Below are 16,606 nucleotides of genomic sequence, written 5' to 3' on the forward strand. Positions count from 1 at the left end.
GATAGTAAATGAGCCCTAACCTCCGTCCCTGGGGCTCACTTTTTTACGCTGCAGTAACTTCTTTTTCTTCCTGCTCTTTTTCTACAGCCTTTCCGTTGTAGACCTCGTGGTCGAGAAGTCCCTCTGTCTCAGCTGTGAGAACTGTTGCGGTTGCTGCGCCCACTACATTTGTGGCTGTTCTAGCCATATCCACGATCGCAGATATAGGAGAGAAGAGCACGATGAGTTCAACTGGAAGTCCAGCTGCTGTGAAAAGAGCTGTGGCTGTAATTGTAGCTGTTCCTGGAACGCCTACTGTTCCGATTGAAACAAGGAGTGTAAGTGCGATAAGGAGCACGTACTGACCTGCTGAATAGCTTATACCCTGCTGATTTATTGTAAATACTGCAAGAAGTACTGGCCAGATTCCTGCGCATCCAGGCATTCCAAGGTTTGCACCAAGTCCTGCTGTAAATGCTGCCACGTCTCCATCAACGCCAATGTCCTCTTTTAACTTGCTGACTGTAACTGGAAGTGTACCAACACTGCTCTGGGATGTGAAAGCAACGATGCCTGCTGGTGCGATCTTCTTAAGGAATGTTATAGGGTTGAGCTTACCGATAGTTGCAATAAGTAAGCTCTCAACGCCGAACAGCTGGATAGCTGCAAGCACGTATGCCACTACAAGAACCGAAAGGAGAGGGGCCAAATCTTCTAGTTTGCTACGTCCAACTGCCCTGGCGATAAGTGCCGTAACTGCATAAGGTGTAAATGATACGATGTAGCTTACAGCTCTGCCAAGGACTTTGTTTGCTGCATCTACAAATGCCTTGAATGGCTGAACTGACTCGTCTTTTCTTGCTGCCTTATTGTATGCAAGTGCGATAACAAGGCCGAATATGAGAATTGGAACAACAGTGTTGCTTCCCCACTCGTTTACGATGTTCTTTGGGAAAAGAGCTACGATAGCCTCAACTGCTGTTGGTACCTCTTTTGCCTCAGCCGCCTCAACAGTGTACTCAAAGCCCTTACCAAGTCCAAGAGAAAGAGCTGCGATAAGCGTTATGACTGCTGCTGTGAAGGTGTTAAGCAAAAGAAACAGGACTGACTTAAGTCCTACCTTGTGAAGCTTCACCTGATTGCCCAGGTTCGTAATACTTGATATTACGCTGAACAAAAGAAGTGGGATCACAAATGCCTGAAGTGCGTTGACATATACTGTTCCGAAGGCTGCTACGTATTTGTAGTTCTCCTTGAAGATCAGTCCTATGATGACACCAAAGGCTGTAGCTATAAGCGTCCTGATTCCAAAATTGACATGTTTTCTTTTTAAGAAATATAAAATTCCAAATAATACTAATGCGGTGGCAAGTGCACCAAATTCCAATCCGTTAATCTCCATTTCTCACACCAACCTTTCTTGTAATCTTGTTGTTGAAATGAATGATACTCGAATCTGCGAACTTGCGCTAATACCTAGATTTTATTGCCTGCGATAATCTGCAGTTATCGAAAAAAAATATATGAGCCCTAGGGACGGAGGTTAGGGCTCATTTTTGCAAAAATGAGCCACAACCTCCGTCCCTAGGGCTCACTTTTCACTTCGTGAGCATTACGTCGTAGATACCGCCGAAGTCTGAATTCTGCCAGGTCTCTTCGCCTGTGCCCCAGACATCAAAATATCTGCCTTCCTTAGTAAGGTATGTAATGTTCTTACATTCTTTTAAAATAGTTCCATCATCGTTCTTTGTTGTCTTTGAATAGTTGACGTTGATGATGCCGTTATCTCTTTTGATGATATTATCGATATCGTAGCCTTCTGCTCTGATCTCTGAAGCAAGGTCTGTTCCAACAGCCTCGTTAAGCTCTTGTTCTGTAATCTCAGTAGCCGCGAACTCTGCAAAGTCGCCTGCTGCCTTGTCATAGTAGAAGTAGTAGTTCTTCCAGGAGTGGCCTGTGATCATGGCCTCATCTTCCTTGCCCTCTTCATATTCAAAATAAACGTCATAGGCACTCATTGAAATACAGTAATCATCCACATAATCAGGCTCATAGAATGAACCAAGGCCAGACACTATGGATTCCTGGCACTCACCGCCATCAACGTAAAATAGATATGAAACTGCGCTAGTTGTATAGTTCTTGTTTATTTCAACAAAGATCTTATCTTCTGTTGTAATCTCATTAAGAACCTTGCCATCATGGTAAACAACATATTCTTCAGGCAAAGCTTCTTCGCACTTGTCATCTGAAACAAACCAAAGTGTTCCTGTACATTCGCCAAATTCTTCGTCAGGCTCATTACCTATAAAAACGAAGGCTTCCTCTTTTCCGTCACCATTAAAATCCTTTGAGATAATGTCGCGGACATCTTCAATTGTCTTTCCGGATTTTTCTACTGCTTTCTGAGCAAACTTGTTGTTTGCGGAATCTTCTTCCACCACAGAACTTTCCTCTGTGCTTTCCTCCACACTACTAGCCTCTTCGCTACTTTCAGTTCTTCCTTCTGACACCCCCTGTGGCTCTGCCTTTCCCGCATTACCACACGCCGTCATTATCATCATTCCCGCAAGAATGATCCCAATAATCTTCTTTTTCATTTCCTTTTATAAACTCCTTTTCTTATGTATTACTCAAATATGTTGACCATAATGATCTCGTCTCTGTAGGTTCCGTCCTGAAGCTTGAAGGCTCTAGGCTGTTTGCCGTATTCCTTGAATCCAAACTTCTTGTAAAGAGCCTGTGCTCTCTCGTTGTCACTAAATACGCCAAGTTCTACCTGCTCAAAGCCGTTTGCTCTAGCCTGCTCAAGAGCAATCTTCATCATAGCACTTCCAAGTCCCATTCCAGTGTACTTCTGAAGGATACTCATGCCAAGGTATGCGCGGTGCAGGTACTTGATATGTGGTCTTAAAAGAGCTACTCCCAGATCACCAACAAGTTCATCCCCAAAATAAGCGTTGACCATGAAGCTCTTGTCACTTTCTTCGAACATCTTAAGGCCTTCAGTTAACCTATCAATATTCATCTGTCCATCTTCAGGCTCTCTTGCCATAAAGTGCGTCTCCCTAGCTGTTGTCTCTCTGAGGAGCTTGACCTTTTCTGCATCCTCAGGGCCAGCGCTCTTTATAGTTACGATCTCGCCTGTAGGTAATGTATACTGCTGCTCTTTGATCTTCACGTCTTTTCCTCCTGCTGCCTAATATTACAGGTCTTTTAACCTCATCATAAAAATAGAATACTCATCATTCTGGAAGTCCAGGTCTGGTGAGTTCTCGCCGCCGCCATTGGTGCTGCGCTTGATCTCTGCGTAAAATTCCTCTCCCTGGTTGACTATGTCCATCACACTCATAGGAAAGCCCTCTTTGGTCGCGATATCGCAAAAATCAGCAATAGGATTGGCAGAATTTCTGGTGTTTAGTAGCTTTTCTTTTAAGTCGCTGTTTGTCTTTGCCTTCTCTATCAGTTGTTCCAACATTTCAGTAATTTCCATAGTCGCCTCCTTATGTATTAAAGTGTATTCTCAATTCTCACAAGTCCCTGGCCAAAATCCTCGTCGTTGTGGTCCATGACATGGTCGTAAAACTCGTGAAATGGCATAACCTTCACATCATTAACTTCGAAAGTGTCGAATTTAAAGCCATCCGCCGGCACATCCACTCTGCACATAAATGTGTATACGAAGAGCCCTGTTCCGTCGTCCCACTCTACGCTACTTTCAAACGCCAGCTTCAGCTGCTCTGGTAAAAGAGCTATGGACAGCTCTTCCTGAACCTCTCTGCAGGCAGCTTCTAGAGGCGTCTCTCCGCTCCTTACTCCGCCGCCAGTCATGTCCCACTTACCAGCGTAGTACTTGGCCTTGAGAGATCTCTGCTGTACTACATACATTCCTTCGCCCTGCCCTGGTGCTGGGCTATCGCTTGTCTTCATTATTATGAGGACGTGTTTTCTAAATTCGCCAGGTCTTTTTTCATCATGCTTTGGGACGTTCTCCCTGATCAGGCGCCCCTCTTTATCAAATATATCTACAAATTCCATACGGTTTCTTCTTTCAATGTCGCTAGTTTTTAATACTATACCACAAAATGAGCCCTAGGGACGGAGGTTATGGCTCATTTTCACAAAAATGAGCCACAACCTCCGTCCCTAGGGCTCACTCGCCACCATGTTGACATGTCGCACTTATACAGTTAAGCTATTTCTATTTGTTAATGATTTTTTGTATTTATTTAGAGGAAAGAAATGAAAGAGATAACCCTTGAAGAACTTCAAAAGCTCCCAAAGAAATCCTATGCGCTGATAGATGTCCGCAGCGAGGATCTCACAAACTACGGCACAATTCCAGGCGCCAAGGTCATAAGCCCTGAAGAGTTAAATGAAGAAAACAACTCTCAGATAGCCGAGATTCCAGCTGACAAGAAGATCATCATGTTCTGTCAGATTGGCAAAAAAACTCAGGACCTTGAGCTTGATACATACGCAAGCGTCAAGGATAGAGACTGCTACAGTCTTGCTGGCGGATATATGGCATACCTTCAGGCTGAGCTTAATAAGATGGATACTGAAGACAAGCAGAAAAAAGCTGAGGAGAGCATCCAGAAGAAATTCCATAAGCAGCTCTTTACCCCATTTGCAAAAGCATGCAAGGCCTACAAGCTAATAAATGAGGGCGACCACATCGCAGTGTGCATCTCAGGCGGCAAAGACTCTATGCTCATGGCTAAGCTCTTTCAGGAGATCCAGAAGCACAGACAGGTCAGCTTCAAGATTACCTTCCTCGTTATGGATCCAGGCTACAACAAGGAGAACAGAGAGCTCATCGAGGCTAACTGCAAGGCCCTTGGCATCCCTGCTACTATTTTTGAGAGCACTATCTTTGATACTGTAGATACTATTGAAAAGAGCCCTTGCTACCTCTGCGCTAGAATGCGCCGCGGCTATCTTTATAGCAAGGCAAAAGAGCTGGGATGCAACAAGATCGCTCTTGGCCACCATTTTGACGATGTTATCGAGACTGTACTTATGGGAATGCTCTACGGAGGCCAGATTCAGACTATGATGCCAAAGCTTCACAGCACAAACTTCGAAGGCATGGAGCTTATCAGACCTCTTTATCTAGTTAGAGAAAGCGATATCTGCGCTTGGAGAGATTACAACAACCTGCATTTCCTCCAGTGCGCATGCCACTTCACAGAAACATGTTCAACCTGCCACGAGGATGGCACTACAGCTTCAAAACGACTTGAGACCAAAAAGCTCATTGCTGAGCTTAAGAAGACCAATCCATTCGTGGAGGCGAACATTTTCAAGAGTATGGAGAACGTAAATATTGATACGGTAATCACCTACAAGAAAAAAGGTAAACGAATCAATTTCCTTGATGAATATTAATAAAATGAGCCCTAACCTCCGTCCCTAGGGCTCATTTCAGGTGAAATGACGAATACGGAGTTCAATCCCTGTGCTTTCAGAAAGGGCCTTGCATTTTGCGATGTCCTCTTCTGGAAGCACATCTACTATAGACCACTTTACGTCTTTGATTTCTTCCTTGCACTTTGTGGCAAAATCCACCATTTTATCAAAAGCTCCATCATACTTTGGGCGGGTAACCTCTGAATATTTCTGACTATTAGGAGCGTTAAGGCTGATGGACACTGCATCAATGACCTTGGCTATTTCCGGAACGATATTCTTGCCGTTCTCTTCATTGCCAAGTCCGTTAGTGTTGAGCCTTGTTCTTAAGTTCTTTTCCTCCTTGGCAACCTTGGCCGCTGCTAAAAGAGTCTCCAATGCGCAGGTAGGTTCACCATAGCCGCAAAAGACAAGTTCGTCAAAGCCCTCAAAATCATAATTTCTGATAGCATTAAGAACCTCATCAGTTGTGGGATTTTGCTGATGCCACAGAGTATCTGCACTTCCAACGCCGTCTTTTAAAGAACGGATGCAGAAGGTACAACTGCAATTGCACTTATTTGTTATGTTTGCGTAAACTGAATTTTTGTATGTATACAAGATGTCTGCCATGTTCCCGTCTCCTTAACCTTCAAATTGGAATAGATTTCTTTTAACTCCCGCCCTGTCAAATGCAGCTGCAGCAAGGTAAAAGAAAAGTGCACTTCCACCAGACTGAATAAAGCTTCCTGAAAAGGCTGAAATTATAGCTGTTTTGGTTCCAAAGAGGATTGCCTCCGCGATATAGTAGCCAGTTGCTGAGATGAAAAAAGAAATGATAGACGCTATCAGATTTCTTTTGCTCATAATAGTATTTCTGCGGCTTGAGAATGGGATCACTATCAGCATCTTAATGATGACTGTAGGAATCATCCACATGGGAGCAGTCAAAAGATCTGCTATTCCGCCGCCAAGGGCTCCAACCAGCATTGCGTATGGCATTGGGAGCATAGCCGCTGCAAGGTAAATGATAGAGTCGCCAAAGTGGATGTAGCCGCCATTTGTTCCAACTGGAATGTGGAAAATGTAGGCTGTAAAGATAGTTGTCATTGCCGCCATGAGACCAGTCATGGTTATGAGCCTTACTTTTGAGTCTTTGAATGTCTTGTTCATGTCAGTCTCCTCCGCATAGTTTGCCTAAAACCTTTTCAAAATCAACTCCGTAGTTTCTGTCTTTATCACCTGTAGCCTCGATCGCGCTACTAATGAACTCTGTGGTAAATCTAACTGCATCTATAGTGTTTTTGCCCTTTAATATATAGCCTAGGAGCGTTGCCGCAAAAAGATCTCCTGTCCCCGAGTAGCTCCTGCCATTGGTCTTGCACTCTATGACTTCGTTACCATCTGGGCTCACAACAAGGTTGCACAGCTCGTGGTCACCTTTGTGAATGCCTGTTACTACAATGTTCTGAGCCTTGCTCGTTCTGACCTTTTCAGCAATCGCTATAATTTCCTGGATCATCTGATCCTGATCTTCAATAGCCTCCAGCTCTTTTGCCTTACCTGCAGTTAAGCCTGCAAGGATGCAAAGTTCCGTAAGATTTGGCGTAATAATATCTGCCGTAGCGGCCAAGAACTTAATTTTTCCAAGCATCCCATCTGAATAGTTTGAGTAGAATCTTCCGCCATCTCCCATAACTGGATCCACCAAAAGGCTGGTGCCATCTACTTTGAATGCCTTAACAAAAGAGATTATGTCGTCCGCGTCTCTTTCCTGTGGAATATACCCTGTGATGATGCTGTCGAACCTAGCTCCCATCTTGAGCCAGTCCTCTTTGCTCCTCTCTATTAGAGTAGAGGTATCAAATAAATGAAAATCCGGAAAACCTGTCTGAGCCGACAAAACAGCTGTTGGCACCGGACAAACCTCAATCCCCATGGCTGATAACACACCTATGTCCGCCATAAGCGAACATTTTCCAAAGCCTGACAAATCATTGATTGCTGCAACCCTCATGATATCTACATCTCCCAACATCTAAACTATTTAATGGATACTTTACTTTATATCTGATGATATATAAATATACAGAATCAAAGTTTTTTATAATACCAGATTTGGACGCAAAAAAATGAGCCCTAGGGACGGAGGTTAGGGCTCATTTTTGGGTAGATGAGCCACAACCTCCGTCCCTAGGGCTCATTTTTGTCATCCTTTAAAATACTGTATCTTCTCAACTACCTTGATAGGGCTCTGCACCATAGCTGCGAATGCTTTGCCATCTGTCTTTTTGCCAATGATATTTCCGTAATGGGTAGGAATCGCGTACTCTGGTCTGATGGTGTTGATGAGGTCAGCAGCTCTTTTGGCATCCATAGTGTATGTACCGCCAATTGGTAAAAGAGCTATGTCGCACTTAACCTTGCTGATATCCTTGTTGGCACCTGTATCTCCGGCAATGTAAATGCGCTTACCATTAGTGATCACGATATATCCAAGCCACTCTGCGCGCTTTGGATGAAATGGCTTAAGCGTGTTGTAGGCAGGAACTGCCTCCAGCTCAAGACCGGCAACATTTCTTTTCTCATTTGGACGGAGAGTTACGATTTCTTTAACTTCGCGAGAAAGCTCCCTTGCATCATCCTCCATTTTGGCTGGAACAATGAGGATTGTCTCTGGCTTTATGACCTTGCGGATATCCTCAATAGAGAAATGATCGTAGTGATGATGAGTTATGAGAACGTAGTCAGCGTCATGATAGTCTTCCTTTATCTGGAATGGATCTGCATAGATCACCCCAGCGTCACTTTTTATCCTAATGCTACTATGTGTGAAAACCTCGATATTATCTATCATTCAGAGCTCCTTTCAGGATTTATTTGCCATCGCCAAAGCTTGTAAATGAACCTCTTTCAACTTCAGGAAGTCCGTATTTTTCCTTGGCGTCAGCAAATGCTTTGATCATAAATGACATGTTCCTAGCCAGATTTCTCATGGTCTGAAGGCCTTCAAGGTCTTTTTTGACATCTTCAGAACTAAAGCCGTGAACTTGATTCCAGTATGTGCTGGAGGCCACAGGCATTCCGCTAATAGTGAAGTACTTGTTCAATACGTCAAAAGATGCAGTGTTTCCGCCTCTTCTAGCACTGACAACAGCGGCGCCAACTTTGAAATGTTTGGAAAAAGAGGTGCTATAGAAAAGTCTATCCATAAATGAGAGAATAGTTCCATTTGGAGAAGCGTAGTAAACAGGGCTTCCAACCACAAGACCATCTGCTTCTTCAAACTTTGTAGCAACCTCATTTACAAGATCATCCACAACGCACTTACCATTCTTGCCACAATATCCACAAGCGACGCATCCGCGAATATTTTTATTTCCAACCTGAATGATCTCAGTTTCAATTCCTTCCTCGTTAAACACTTTTACCATCTCATCAAGTGCTGTAGCAGTGCAGCCATTTGCCCTTGGACTGCCGTTTAGTAACAATACTTTAGCCATTTTGAAATCCTCCTGCTTAATTCATCTTGTTTTCATAATCTTGCAATTCATGGAAGATACTGTCAACAATAACTTTGTCTTCATCAATTCTGTAGAGCATAAAATACCTGTGAGACAAAAAATTGATTCTCCTATATCCAAGTGATTTTAATTTTGGATTATCACAAAACTTAAGACTTTCTGCCACTTGGGATAAACTTTTAACTGCTGCTTGAAAATCATTAAGTACGCTACTTGCTGCTTGTTCATTCTTCTTTTCAAACAATAAGTATTTGATAAATCCATCTAAGTCATTTTCTGCATCGGATGTAATTATTACTTTATATTCCATACTTTGACCTCATATCTGAGATCACATCATTTGCTTCTCTAACCATTCCCTGCTCTGCATGTGCACGTGATGACTCTAATTTCTGTAAAATTTCTTCCTCAGACATAGCTGCATATGGATTTGCTGTCTTTCTCTTTATTTCAAACGGAAATCCTTCATTAGCAATTGCCTGTGCAAGAAACATTCTAATAGCTGTAGTAGTATCTGTGCCAAGTTCCTTGAAAAGTGCATCTGCTTTATTTTTAAGGTCATTATCTACACGTATCTGAATTGTACTAGACATAATTATACCTCCTTATTATGTAATACATTATACTGCTATCTCAATACATTTGCAATGAGTTGCACGCTTGATACCAGCCACCAAAAATGAGCCCTAGGGACGGAGGTTAGGGCTCATCTACCAAATAATGAGCCCTAACCTCCGTCCCTAGGGCTCATTTATGCTATACTATAACCATGAAAATTCTAATAACCGGAACAAGCCGCGGAATCGGGCTTGCATGCGCAAAAAAATACATAGAGATGGGACACGAAGTCATTGGATTTGATGTGACAGAAAGCGAGTTTGCTGATCCGAACTACACTCACATGATCGTTGATATAGCAAAAGAGCTCCCGGACATCGAAGGCGTAAACGTCATCATCAACAACGCCGGAATCCAGGAAGGGCCTGATGTTATAGACATCAACTTAAAGGCAACCATCAAGGTTACTGAGAAGTATGCGTTTCAGGATGCTATCTGCTCAGTTCTTTTCATGGCGTCATCTAGCGCTTCAAATGGTGCAGAGTTCCCAGAGTACGCAGCAAGTAAAGGCGGCGTAGTTACATATATGAAAAACACCGCACTTCGACTGGCGAAATACGGTGCAACTTCTAACAGTATCTCTGCAGGCGGTGTGTACACGCCTCTTAACGCCCACATCATGGATGATCCAAATCTCATGGAGCAGTGCCTTGATGAGACCTTGCTTCACAGATGGGCGTCAGCAGAAGAGATCGCTGAATTCTCATATTTTTTGACCAATGTTAATAAGAGCATGACTGGTCAGGATATTCTCGTTGATAACGGCGAGCAGCTCAAATCCAACTTTATATGGTAAAGCTATCAGTTTCACTGCTCTTTTTGTGGTCATCCTCAATATGCGTGAACTCGTAAGGAAGATTTCCCATACACAGCATTACCAGGAAAAGAGCTATGAACTTGTCCGCATAATCAGTTATAGCCTGGATTATGAAGGCACTTCCAAAGAGCCTGAGTGCTGTCTGAGAAAGAACCTGAATAATAAATGTTGTTGTAGCAGCTGATGTGATGCCGCCAAAAAGGAATGTCTCGATGCAGGCTGAAAGGGCAGATGCTGGCAAAGTCACAATAAGAGTCTTCCAGAAAAGCGCGCGGGTAGGGCATTCTTCTTTGCCATGGAAAAGAGCTCCTGCAATAAGTCCCATCAAAACTCCGCTAAGTGAAAAATAGATAGCGTAAACGTCTCCAAGAACTCCGTTTATAAGTCCCCCAACAAGAGCTGCAGCGGCGCCCCCAAGTGGTCCTAATACAACAGCTGCGAACATTGTTCCGATGCTGTCAAGGAAGATTGGAAGATGCAGCAAAAGAGCCAGCTTACTTCCCGCAATATTGATGGCAACTGCAAGTGCGATAAATGTCAATTTCTTTGTGTTGTTCTTCATTTCTTTTCTCCAATTTCTAAAATTCGCGTCAAAAACAACTCCCAAAATGCCTCCACATCTACATTTGTGAAGACTAAGGCGTTACTTTCCTTTCGGTAGAATCCCATGGAATCAACAACGGTCTGGCCCATACTGATGCCGCCAGTCTCAACTTCCGTGAAAGCCTCGATTCCATCAAGGATATTAGGACAAATAAACTGAGCCACAGCAAGAGGATCATTTATGACACAGCCTCTGATGTGCTCCCATTCCCAGTGGAACTTAAAATAAAACTTCGTGATCTTCTCGATGAAATCCCCAACAACCGCATTTCTAGCCTTGATATCTTCAAGCTTTTCAGGTGTCAGCACAATCTCTCTGGTCACATCAAGTCCCACCATCTCGATCATCTTGTGATGTTCATAAAGAGTGTCGAACACAACCTTGGCGCTGTCTGGATCCTCCCAGTAGTTGTACTCCGCTACCGGTGAACAGTTCCCATGGCTTCTAAAGTTACCGCCCATGGATACTAGTCTTTCAATAGACAAAAAAGCTGAAATATCCGCATCGATAAGGTCTGCCAGGTTCGTAAGTGGCCCCAAAGCGATAACTGATACGTCGCCGCCTTTCAAGGCTTCTCTCATGAACTCCACAGCACTCTTTTCCGGAATCTCCTGACCTGGAACCTCTGGTAAAAAACTCTCCCCAAGGCCGTCAGAACCATGAGTATCAAGTGCGTTCACATACTCCCTAACTCTTGGCCTGTCTGCGCCCACGTAAACTGGCACATCAAGTCTTCCAAGGAAGTTCAAGACTCTTTTTGCATTTTGAAATCCAAGCTCTGCTGGTGAATTGCCTGCAACGATGGTGATGCCGATAACCTCAAGCTCCGGGCTCTGAAGGGCCAGCATGATAGCTAGAGAATCGTCGATCCCAGGGTCGCAGTCGATAATGATCTTCTTCATCCTAATCTCCAAAATAATCTTTCTGCATAAAAAATAGCTCTGCACAAAAGCAGAGCTACATAAAAGACAAAATATTCCTATGCAGTCCTGGTTTTGTTTAGCGACAGGAAGGTACAAATGAACTGTCGTTTGTTGCGCTAGAGGATTATACAACTATATTTCTAATAATTCAACCCATCCTCCAGATCACTTCTTGATGCCGACCACGCAGACCCACATCTCTTCTCCTCTGCCAGGTCTGTTGTCGTTTCCTACAGAGTTCCTTACAATCTCAAAGCCTGCGTTTTCAAATAGCGGCACAACGCTCTTTTCGTTAAAGTCGCTAAACTTACGCTCGCCGCGCATCTTGGTGCCATCGCCATATTTAAATGAAGCGTATAGCGCGCCGCCTGTCTTAAGCGCCTTATTGAGCTTACCAAAGGTCTCTGGAAGCTCCTCCATTGGCACATGCAGGAGTGAAGCACTAGCCCATATTCCATCAAATGCATTGTCAAAAGAGATCTCGTCAAATCTCATATCTAGAACTTCCCGTCCAATGTACTCAGAAGCTCTTTTTCTCATCTCTTTTGATGCGTCAAAAGAGATCACATCAAATCCGGCATCCAGAAAAGCCTTGCTGTCTCTACCACTTCCGCAGCCAGCATCCAAGATCCTGCCGCCCTCTGGCACATAGGCAAGGAAGCTATCCTGCTCCTCTTTCATGTCCGCAGCTACGGAACCAGCAAAAAATGAATCCGCATTTATGTTGTAGTATTCCACGTTGTTGTCTGTCATAGTCATCTCCTAAAAGTTATATACCAGCTGTAGCCATAAAAGATCAGCGTCTTTTCTTCAGTTCCAAAAATAGGTGTAAGCGACTCAAGCATCCAACTTCTAGCCTCGTCAGCCGTAATGTTCCCGCTCTCAATCTGAGCATTAACATTTGACTGGATCATCATAAAATCGACGAATTTCTCAAGGTCAAAAGCATACTCCATTTCGTAGTCTGTCTGCTTCTTCATGGTGAAGCCTTTTATCAGATCTTCCTGAGTCCACTTATTTTCTTTTCTCGGCGGCTTGGGGAATCTCCTCAGATACTCTTCCTGATACCATTTGGTATATTCAGCATTTCCCATCATCTTGTCTGTGATTCCAAAATCGTATATGACTATAAGCCCGTTATCTGCCATAACCTGTGCCATGTTAGCCATAAACTTCTTTTCATCTACCCAGTTGATGCATCCCGCAGCCGTTACAATGTCATACTTCTCATCAGGAACCTTGGTCTCTTCTGCCTTGGCAACATAAAAAGAAAGTCCTTCATCCTCGCCATATAATTCCCTGCAGACTTCAACCATTGAATCTGCAATATCAGTTCCTGTCACATTATCGCATATTAGCTTTAACGCTTTTGTTGAAAGTCCCGCTCCACAGCCCACATCAAGACCATTACGGAATCTATAGTTTTCATCCAGCTCACAATCTCTCTTTAGCTGCTCTATCACTGATTTGTGCAGCCATGGTCTTTTGGCATATCCAAGGGCTATTCTCTTTGAATCGAATGATTTATTGTTCATGTTTTTCCCTGTCAAGTGCATCAATCAGACACAAACGCTGAGTTTTATTTACCAAATCCCAAGTATGAAATGCTCCGCCCATGCAGTACTTACGACTTTTACAGTTTGCACATTTCTCGTTGTCTTCAGCTCTATCGCGCCTAAAAGCCTTAAACTCATTCTTCCAGATATCTGAGAATCTTCGGTCATGGATATTTCCCTGAATAACGCCGGGCTGAGTCCTGTCGATATCAAGGCAACCATATACATCGCCTGTTACTGTGATACTTGCAACTGTAACTCCTGCCATGCAAAAGAAGTACCAATCTCTGACTTCTTTTTCGTAGTCAAGTCCTAGGTAATGGCAACAGCCATAAGTAACTGGGTCGTTGTTAGCTCTTTTGCTACTAATAAAGTCCATTATATATCGATGGTCATCATCAGTAAGTAAAAGTTCAGGATGATCAAGTGCTCTTCCAATTGGCTCAATTCCCATGATACGCCAGCTGTCGATATCAACATCGCACATCACCTCGTAGAGCGAATCCAATTCTCTTACAGTCTCGTGATTAACAACGGTCGTAACCATGATACTTCCAAAGCACTTAAGATCAATAAGGTTCTGAATTCCCTTCATTGCTCTCTTATATCCGCCTTGAAGTCCACTTATCCTGTCATGGGTCTCAGGAAGGCCGTCAATACTGACCGAGATAGTGTTCATCCCGCATCTTTGCAGCATTCTTGCAATCTCGGGAGTTATAAGGATAGCATTAGAGGTCATCCCCCATTTGAAGCCTAATGAGTGAGCATAGCTCATAACTTCTTCAAACCCAGGATATAAAAGGGGCTCTCCTCCTGTAACATTAATCTGTGGAAGAGAGCCATTAAAATCCTCTTTTATCTGATCTAAAATATCTTTCCATTCCTGTGGAGCCATCTCAGTAGCTCTCACATCACCACACCTTGAACCGCAATGCCAACAGTGTTCATTACAATTGAGTGTAAGTTCAAAGAAAAGCTGCTTTAAAATTGGCTTCTCAAAAAACTCGTTCCTCACATCATACTGCTGATCAAGATGGGATATTTTAATATCGTTATTGTTCATTAGTGTTACCTTGGTTATTTATGCCATCCTGAGTAGTATCCTGCTCAACGGATATCTCATAATTGCTATTAGAGTATTCTTCCTCTACTTCTACTGGCGGTCCATAACCACAAGCTGCGTTAAGTAACATGCTTGCCACACTAACACTGGTTGCAATAACCACTTTCTTATTCATCTTTTTCATGCGTAACTCCTCCCAATATTTAAGACTATGATAGTCTATATCGCTATTATTTGCAATTCTTCGCCCCTTCAAACATATTCTTTTTTGCGTATCTTTCTTAAGAAAACTCATTCAAAAATTAATCTCTTGTTCTATTGTATGTTCGAAAATCATTGTGATATATTTCTTTTTGCTGTCGGAATTCTTCTGGCAAAAATCATTCTATTATTTCACGGGCCATCGCCCCAAAAGTTCCACATCTATGTAGACTTTGAAAAATAAAAAATAACAAGAAAGAGGATTAAATTGAAAAAAGTAAGTAACAAGAAAACGTACCAATTCCTTAAAGCTACAGGAGCTTTAAAGTACACACTGACCAACGATTATCTATTTCGTATGGTCCTTCAGAGAGATAAGGAAACCCTGATCTTACTGATCTGCTCTTTGTTACATCTATCCAGAGACCAGGTTATAGACGTGTATATCGACAACCCGATTGAACCTGGAGCAACAATCGTCAATAAAGAATACCAGTTGGATATCGTAGTTAAGCTAAACGGAGATGTAATCATCAATCTTGAAATGCAAGTGATCAACTACAATAACTGGACCATGAGGTCTCTCGCATACCTGTGCAGAAAGTTCGACTCTATCCTCAAGGGCACCGACTACAACACAGCCCACACCGTCTTCCAAATTGGTTTCCTAGACTTCACTCTCTTTGAAAATCATCCGGAATTCTTCGCTAAGTATCAAATGCGTAACTCCAAAGACAACCACCTTTATACTGACAAATTTAATCTGTTTGTGGTAGACTTGAATCGTACAGATATGGCAACAGATGAAGACAAGCTCTATGGTGTCGATACATGGGCAAGTCTCTTTAAAGCAACAACCTGGGAGGAAATCAAGATGATAACTGATAACAATCCATCACTGAATTCCACAGCAGAAGCAATCTTCATGTCTACAGCAAATCAGGACATCCTTGAACAGTGCCGCATTCGTGAGGATAATATAGTTCATGAAAAGTTACAGGCCGAGAAGATGAAATCTCTAGAAAATGAAAACCTTGCTCTCAACGAAAGAGTAGCTAAGCTAGAGAAACTCCTCAAAGACAACGGAATCCAAGAATGACAACAAGGCAATACCGCCTAGGTATTGCCTTTACTTTTTTTCATGCTCTTTCAAAAGAGCCTCGTGAATAGCCTTAGCTATTACTTCCTCCGGAGCTTTCTTTAATATCTCTGCCTTAGAATTTTTGTTTATCTTTATTTCCTTTTTTGGCGCATCAGAATTATCTTTTTTCAAATCAAAATCCCCTTAAAATCTCACGCCGCACTTTGGACAAAACTCAAAGTCCTCTGCAGTCTCATATCCGCACTGTCTGCACTTTTTGTATCCGCTGACAAATCCTCTTCCGCTCGTCACCCTTGTAAGATGCTCCTGCTGAATTTCCACAGCTTCGCCTCTTGCGATAGCTTTTCCCACCTCTTTATCCAGCTCATACACCGCACCACAGCAGCTAGTCTGCACGTAGTAGCGCTTGCTCCACTTGATAGTAGGTATAAAGAAAAGTGATAAAACCGTATATGTCATGAACACGTTAAAGCGTCCATATTTCCCGCATATTGCACAGGTCACCAACTGATTAAATGAAAAATCCTTCCTACCAGTTGAAATTCCCCAGATCAAAAACATAACTCACACTCCCTCCGTCCACACCGAGCCTACATCCAATTTATTATCCAGAAGCCATGCATCCTCAACGGACACATACTTTTCATCTCCATCTTCATTCACAAGTGTCACCGACACCTTCGGCTTCTGTCCCGGCTGAAGTTCCTCACACCCATAGTCACCGTCATATATCTGCTTAATCGTCCACATGATTCATGCTCCTCTTCGGAATATTATACTACAGCTTAGCTGTAAAACTCTTAGAGGTTATTCCATTTTTGTAACCAA

At 43.0% G+C, this 16,606-nt stretch carries 24 protein-coding genes; 3 read left to right on the top strand and 21 right to left on the bottom strand.

Translation table 11 applies throughout. The annotated features are described in order from the left end of the window. Nucleotides 1–43: 43 nt before the first annotated feature. The 5 genes from BLS24_RS08360 to BLS24_RS08380 all read right to left on the bottom strand — a co-directional run bounded on the left by BLS24_RS08360 (nt 44) and on the right by BLS24_RS08380 (nt 4,017). Nucleotides 44–1,381, bottom strand: a complete 1,338-nt coding sequence (locus tag BLS24_RS08360; RefSeq protein ID WP_091758030.1) for a dicarboxylate/amino acid:cation symporter — start codon at nt 1,379–1,381, stop codon at nt 44–46. A gap of 196 nt (nt 1,382–1,577) precedes the next feature. Continuing rightward, nucleotides 1,578–2,579: a hypothetical protein gene (locus tag BLS24_RS08365; RefSeq protein WP_091758032.1), complete on the bottom strand. Its 1,002-nt coding sequence runs from the start codon at nt 2,577–2,579 to the stop codon at nt 1,578–1,580. 29 nt (nt 2,580–2,608) lie between these two features. Beyond that, nucleotides 2,609–3,160 (bottom strand): GNAT family N-acetyltransferase, encoded by a 552-nt coding sequence (locus BLS24_RS08370; RefSeq protein ID WP_091758034.1) that lies wholly within the window; start codon nt 3,158–3,160, stop codon nt 2,609–2,611. 24 nt (nt 3,161–3,184) lie between these two features. Further along, the gene (locus BLS24_RS08375) at nt 3,185–3,472 is read right to left on the bottom strand and encodes a Nif11-like leader peptide family natural product precursor (RefSeq protein WP_072702735.1); all 288 of its coding nucleotides are present in this window, start codon (nt 3,470–3,472) and stop codon (nt 3,185–3,187) included. 17 nt (nt 3,473–3,489) lie between these two features. Next, a complete protein-coding gene (locus BLS24_RS08380) occupies nt 3,490–4,017 on the bottom strand; it encodes an NUDIX domain-containing protein (RefSeq protein ID WP_091758036.1) in 528 nt (175 codons plus the stop codon). 204 nt (nt 4,018–4,221) lie between these two features. Here BLS24_RS08380 and BLS24_RS08385 point away from each other — a divergent pair, with 204 nt between their 5' ends. Further along, the gene (locus BLS24_RS08385; protein ID WP_091758038.1) at nt 4,222–5,370 is read left to right on the top strand and encodes a PP-loop family protein; all 1,149 of its coding nucleotides are present in this window, start codon (nt 4,222–4,224) and stop codon (nt 5,368–5,370) included. 36 nt (nt 5,371–5,406) lie between these two features. Here BLS24_RS08385 and BLS24_RS08390 read toward each other — a convergent pair whose 3' ends face one another. The 7 genes from BLS24_RS08390 to BLS24_RS08420 all read right to left on the bottom strand — a co-directional run bounded on the left by BLS24_RS08390 (nt 5,407) and on the right by BLS24_RS08420 (nt 9,487). Beyond that, on the bottom strand, nt 5,407–6,003 hold the full coding sequence (locus BLS24_RS08390) for a TIGR04100 family radical SAM protein (RefSeq protein WP_091758040.1): 597 nt from the start codon (nt 6,001–6,003) through the stop codon (nt 5,407–5,409). Between the two features lie 12 nt (nt 6,004–6,015). Then, on the bottom strand, nt 6,016–6,543 hold the full coding sequence (locus BLS24_RS08395; protein ID WP_091758042.1) for a TIGR04002 family protein: 528 nt from the start codon (nt 6,541–6,543) through the stop codon (nt 6,016–6,018). 1 nt (nt 6,544) lies between these two features. Continuing rightward, nucleotides 6,545–7,387, bottom strand: a complete 843-nt coding sequence (locus BLS24_RS08400) for a PfkB family carbohydrate kinase (RefSeq protein ID WP_176764378.1) — start codon at nt 7,385–7,387, stop codon at nt 6,545–6,547. Between the two features lie 192 nt (nt 7,388–7,579). Then, complete coding sequence (locus tag BLS24_RS08405; RefSeq protein WP_091758046.1) at nt 7,580–8,227, bottom strand: MBL fold metallo-hydrolase; 648 nt, start codon at nt 8,225–8,227, stop codon at nt 7,580–7,582. A 19-nt stretch (nt 8,228–8,246) separates the two neighbouring features. Beyond that, nucleotides 8,247–8,873, bottom strand: coding sequence for a flavodoxin family protein (locus BLS24_RS08410; protein WP_091758048.1), 627 nt, complete (start codon nt 8,871–8,873; stop codon nt 8,247–8,249). A 16-nt stretch (nt 8,874–8,889) separates the two neighbouring features. Beyond that, nucleotides 8,890–9,204, bottom strand: a complete 315-nt coding sequence (locus BLS24_RS08415; RefSeq protein ID WP_091758050.1) for a type II toxin-antitoxin system RelE/ParE family toxin — start codon at nt 9,202–9,204, stop codon at nt 8,890–8,892. Beyond that, the gene (locus BLS24_RS08420; protein WP_091758052.1) at nt 9,194–9,487 is read right to left on the bottom strand and encodes a type II toxin-antitoxin system RelB/DinJ family antitoxin; all 294 of its coding nucleotides are present in this window, start codon (nt 9,485–9,487) and stop codon (nt 9,194–9,196) included. Before BLS24_RS08420 ends, BLS24_RS08415 begins: the two co-directional genes overlap by 11 nt. A gap of 176 nt (nt 9,488–9,663) precedes the next feature. On the opposite strand from BLS24_RS08420, the gene BLS24_RS08425 reads away from it, so the two are divergent. Then, the gene (locus tag BLS24_RS08425) at nt 9,664–10,308 is read left to right on the top strand and encodes an SDR family NAD(P)-dependent oxidoreductase (RefSeq protein ID WP_091758054.1); all 645 of its coding nucleotides are present in this window, start codon (nt 9,664–9,666) and stop codon (nt 10,306–10,308) included. Here the strand turns inward: BLS24_RS08425 and BLS24_RS08430 are convergent. From BLS24_RS08430 to BLS24_RS15135, 6 genes are all read right to left on the bottom strand, one after another. Further along, nucleotides 10,298–10,891 (bottom strand): hypothetical protein, encoded by a 594-nt coding sequence (locus tag BLS24_RS08430; protein WP_091758056.1) that lies wholly within the window; start codon nt 10,889–10,891, stop codon nt 10,298–10,300. The two genes, BLS24_RS08425 and BLS24_RS08430, sit on opposite strands and share 11 nt — an antisense overlap. Beyond that, a complete protein-coding gene (locus tag BLS24_RS08435; protein WP_091758058.1) occupies nt 10,888–11,835 on the bottom strand; it encodes a nucleoside hydrolase in 948 nt (315 codons plus the stop codon). The genes BLS24_RS08430 and BLS24_RS08435 overlap by 4 nt, the downstream gene beginning before the upstream one ends. A gap of 186 nt (nt 11,836–12,021) precedes the next feature. Continuing rightward, nucleotides 12,022–12,609 carry a class I SAM-dependent methyltransferase gene (locus BLS24_RS08440; RefSeq protein WP_091758061.1) on the bottom strand — a complete coding sequence of 196 codons (588 nt, stop codon included), beginning with the start codon at nt 12,607–12,609 and terminating at the stop codon, nt 12,022–12,024. 2 nt (nt 12,610–12,611) lie between these two features. Continuing rightward, on the bottom strand, nt 12,612–13,391 hold the full coding sequence (locus BLS24_RS08445) for a class I SAM-dependent methyltransferase (protein ID WP_176764379.1): 780 nt from the start codon (nt 13,389–13,391) through the stop codon (nt 12,612–12,614). Continuing rightward, nucleotides 13,381–14,475 carry a radical SAM/SPASM domain-containing protein gene (locus tag BLS24_RS08450; RefSeq protein ID WP_091758065.1) on the bottom strand — a complete coding sequence of 365 codons (1,095 nt, stop codon included), beginning with the start codon at nt 14,473–14,475 and terminating at the stop codon, nt 13,381–13,383. The genes BLS24_RS08445 and BLS24_RS08450 overlap by 11 nt, the downstream gene beginning before the upstream one ends. Then, nucleotides 14,465–14,659 carry a hypothetical protein gene (locus BLS24_RS15135; protein ID WP_071175148.1) on the bottom strand — a complete coding sequence of 65 codons (195 nt, stop codon included), beginning with the start codon at nt 14,657–14,659 and terminating at the stop codon, nt 14,465–14,467. Before BLS24_RS15135 ends, BLS24_RS08450 begins: the two co-directional genes overlap by 11 nt. A 285-nt stretch (nt 14,660–14,944) precedes the next feature. Between BLS24_RS15135 and BLS24_RS08460 the strand changes: the two genes are divergently transcribed. Beyond that, nucleotides 14,945–15,775: a PD-(D/E)XK nuclease family transposase gene (locus BLS24_RS08460; RefSeq protein WP_091758069.1), complete on the top strand. Its 831-nt coding sequence runs from the start codon at nt 14,945–14,947 to the stop codon at nt 15,773–15,775. 30 nt (nt 15,776–15,805) lie between these two features. On the opposite strand, the gene BLS24_RS15250 is transcribed toward BLS24_RS08460, so the two are convergent. The 3 genes from BLS24_RS15250 to BLS24_RS08470 are packed head-to-tail and all read right to left on the bottom strand — an operon-like array spanning nt 15,806 to nt 16,528. Further along, nucleotides 15,806–15,949 carry a hypothetical protein gene (locus BLS24_RS15250; protein ID WP_176764380.1) on the bottom strand — a complete coding sequence of 48 codons (144 nt, stop codon included), beginning with the start codon at nt 15,947–15,949 and terminating at the stop codon, nt 15,806–15,808. 12 nt (nt 15,950–15,961) lie between these two features. Beyond that, on the bottom strand, nt 15,962–16,339 hold the full coding sequence (locus BLS24_RS08465; protein ID WP_091758071.1) for a zinc ribbon domain-containing protein: 378 nt from the start codon (nt 16,337–16,339) through the stop codon (nt 15,962–15,964). 3 nt (nt 16,340–16,342) lie between these two features. After that, nucleotides 16,343–16,528: a hypothetical protein gene (locus BLS24_RS08470; RefSeq protein WP_091758073.1), complete on the bottom strand. Its 186-nt coding sequence runs from the start codon at nt 16,526–16,528 to the stop codon at nt 16,343–16,345. Nucleotides 16,529–16,606 lie beyond the last annotated feature (78 nt).

The organism is Butyrivibrio sp. INlla18 (assembly GCF_900103635.1).
GTDB lineage: Bacteria > Bacillota > Clostridia > Lachnospirales > Lachnospiraceae > Butyrivibrio.

Bases quoted from the DNA above. Each gene is read 5' to 3' on its own strand.
- BLS24_RS08360 (WP_091758030.1), bottom strand. From the start codon at position 1,381: ATGGAGATTAACGGATTGGAATTTGGTGCACTTGCCACCGCATTAGTA.
- BLS24_RS08365 (WP_091758032.1), bottom strand. From the start codon at position 2,579: ATGAAAAAGAAGATTATTGGGATCATTCTTGCGGGAATGATGATAATG.
- BLS24_RS08375 (WP_072702735.1), bottom strand. From the start codon at position 3,472: ATGGAAATTACTGAAATGTTGGAACAACTGATAGAGAAGGCAAAGACA.
- BLS24_RS08380 (WP_091758036.1), bottom strand. From the start codon at position 4,017: ATGGAATTTGTAGATATATTTGATAAAGAGGGGCGCCTGATCAGGGAG.
- BLS24_RS08385 (WP_091758038.1), top strand. From the start codon at position 4,222: ATGAAAGAGATAACCCTTGAAGAACTTCAAAAGCTCCCAAAGAAATCC.
- BLS24_RS08390 (WP_091758040.1), bottom strand. From the start codon at position 6,003: ATGGCAGACATCTTGTATACATACAAAAATTCAGTTTACGCAAACATA.
- BLS24_RS08395 (WP_091758042.1), bottom strand. From the start codon at position 6,543: ATGAACAAGACATTCAAAGACTCAAAAGTAAGGCTCATAACCATGACT.
- BLS24_RS08400 (WP_176764378.1), bottom strand. From the start codon at position 7,387: ATGAGGGTTGCAGCAATCAATGATTTGTCAGGCTTTGGAAAATGTTCG.
- BLS24_RS08405 (WP_091758046.1), bottom strand. From the start codon at position 8,227: ATGATAGATAATATCGAGGTTTTCACACATAGTAGCATTAGGATAAAA.
- BLS24_RS08410 (WP_091758048.1), bottom strand. From the start codon at position 8,873: ATGGCTAAAGTATTGTTACTAAACGGCAGTCCAAGGGCAAATGGCTGC.
- BLS24_RS08415 (WP_091758050.1), bottom strand. From the start codon at position 9,204: ATGGAATATAAAGTAATAATTACATCCGATGCAGAAAATGACTTAGAT.
- BLS24_RS08420 (WP_091758052.1), bottom strand. From the start codon at position 9,487: ATGTCTAGTACAATTCAGATACGTGTAGATAATGACCTTAAAAATAAA.
- BLS24_RS08425 (WP_091758054.1), top strand. From the start codon at position 9,664: ATGAAAATTCTAATAACCGGAACAAGCCGCGGAATCGGGCTTGCATGC.
- BLS24_RS08430 (WP_091758056.1), bottom strand. From the start codon at position 10,891: ATGAAGAACAACACAAAGAAATTGACATTTATCGCACTTGCAGTTGCC.
- BLS24_RS08435 (WP_091758058.1), bottom strand. From the start codon at position 11,835: ATGAAGAAGATCATTATCGACTGCGACCCTGGGATCGACGATTCTCTA.
- BLS24_RS08440 (WP_091758061.1), bottom strand. From the start codon at position 12,609: ATGACAGACAACAACGTGGAATACTACAACATAAATGCGGATTCATTT.
- BLS24_RS08445 (WP_176764379.1), bottom strand. From the start codon at position 13,391: ATGAACAATAAATCATTCGATTCAAAGAGAATAGCCCTTGGATATGCC.
- BLS24_RS08450 (WP_091758065.1), bottom strand. From the start codon at position 14,475: ATGAACAATAACGATATTAAAATATCCCATCTTGATCAGCAGTATGAT.
- BLS24_RS15135 (WP_071175148.1), bottom strand. From the start codon at position 14,659: ATGAAAAAGATGAATAAGAAAGTGGTTATTGCAACCAGTGTTAGTGTG.
- BLS24_RS08465 (WP_091758071.1), bottom strand. From the start codon at position 16,339: ATGTTTTTGATCTGGGGAATTTCAACTGGTAGGAAGGATTTTTCATTT.
- BLS24_RS08470 (WP_091758073.1), bottom strand. From the start codon at position 16,528: ATGTGGACGATTAAGCAGATATATGACGGTGACTATGGGTGTGAGGAA.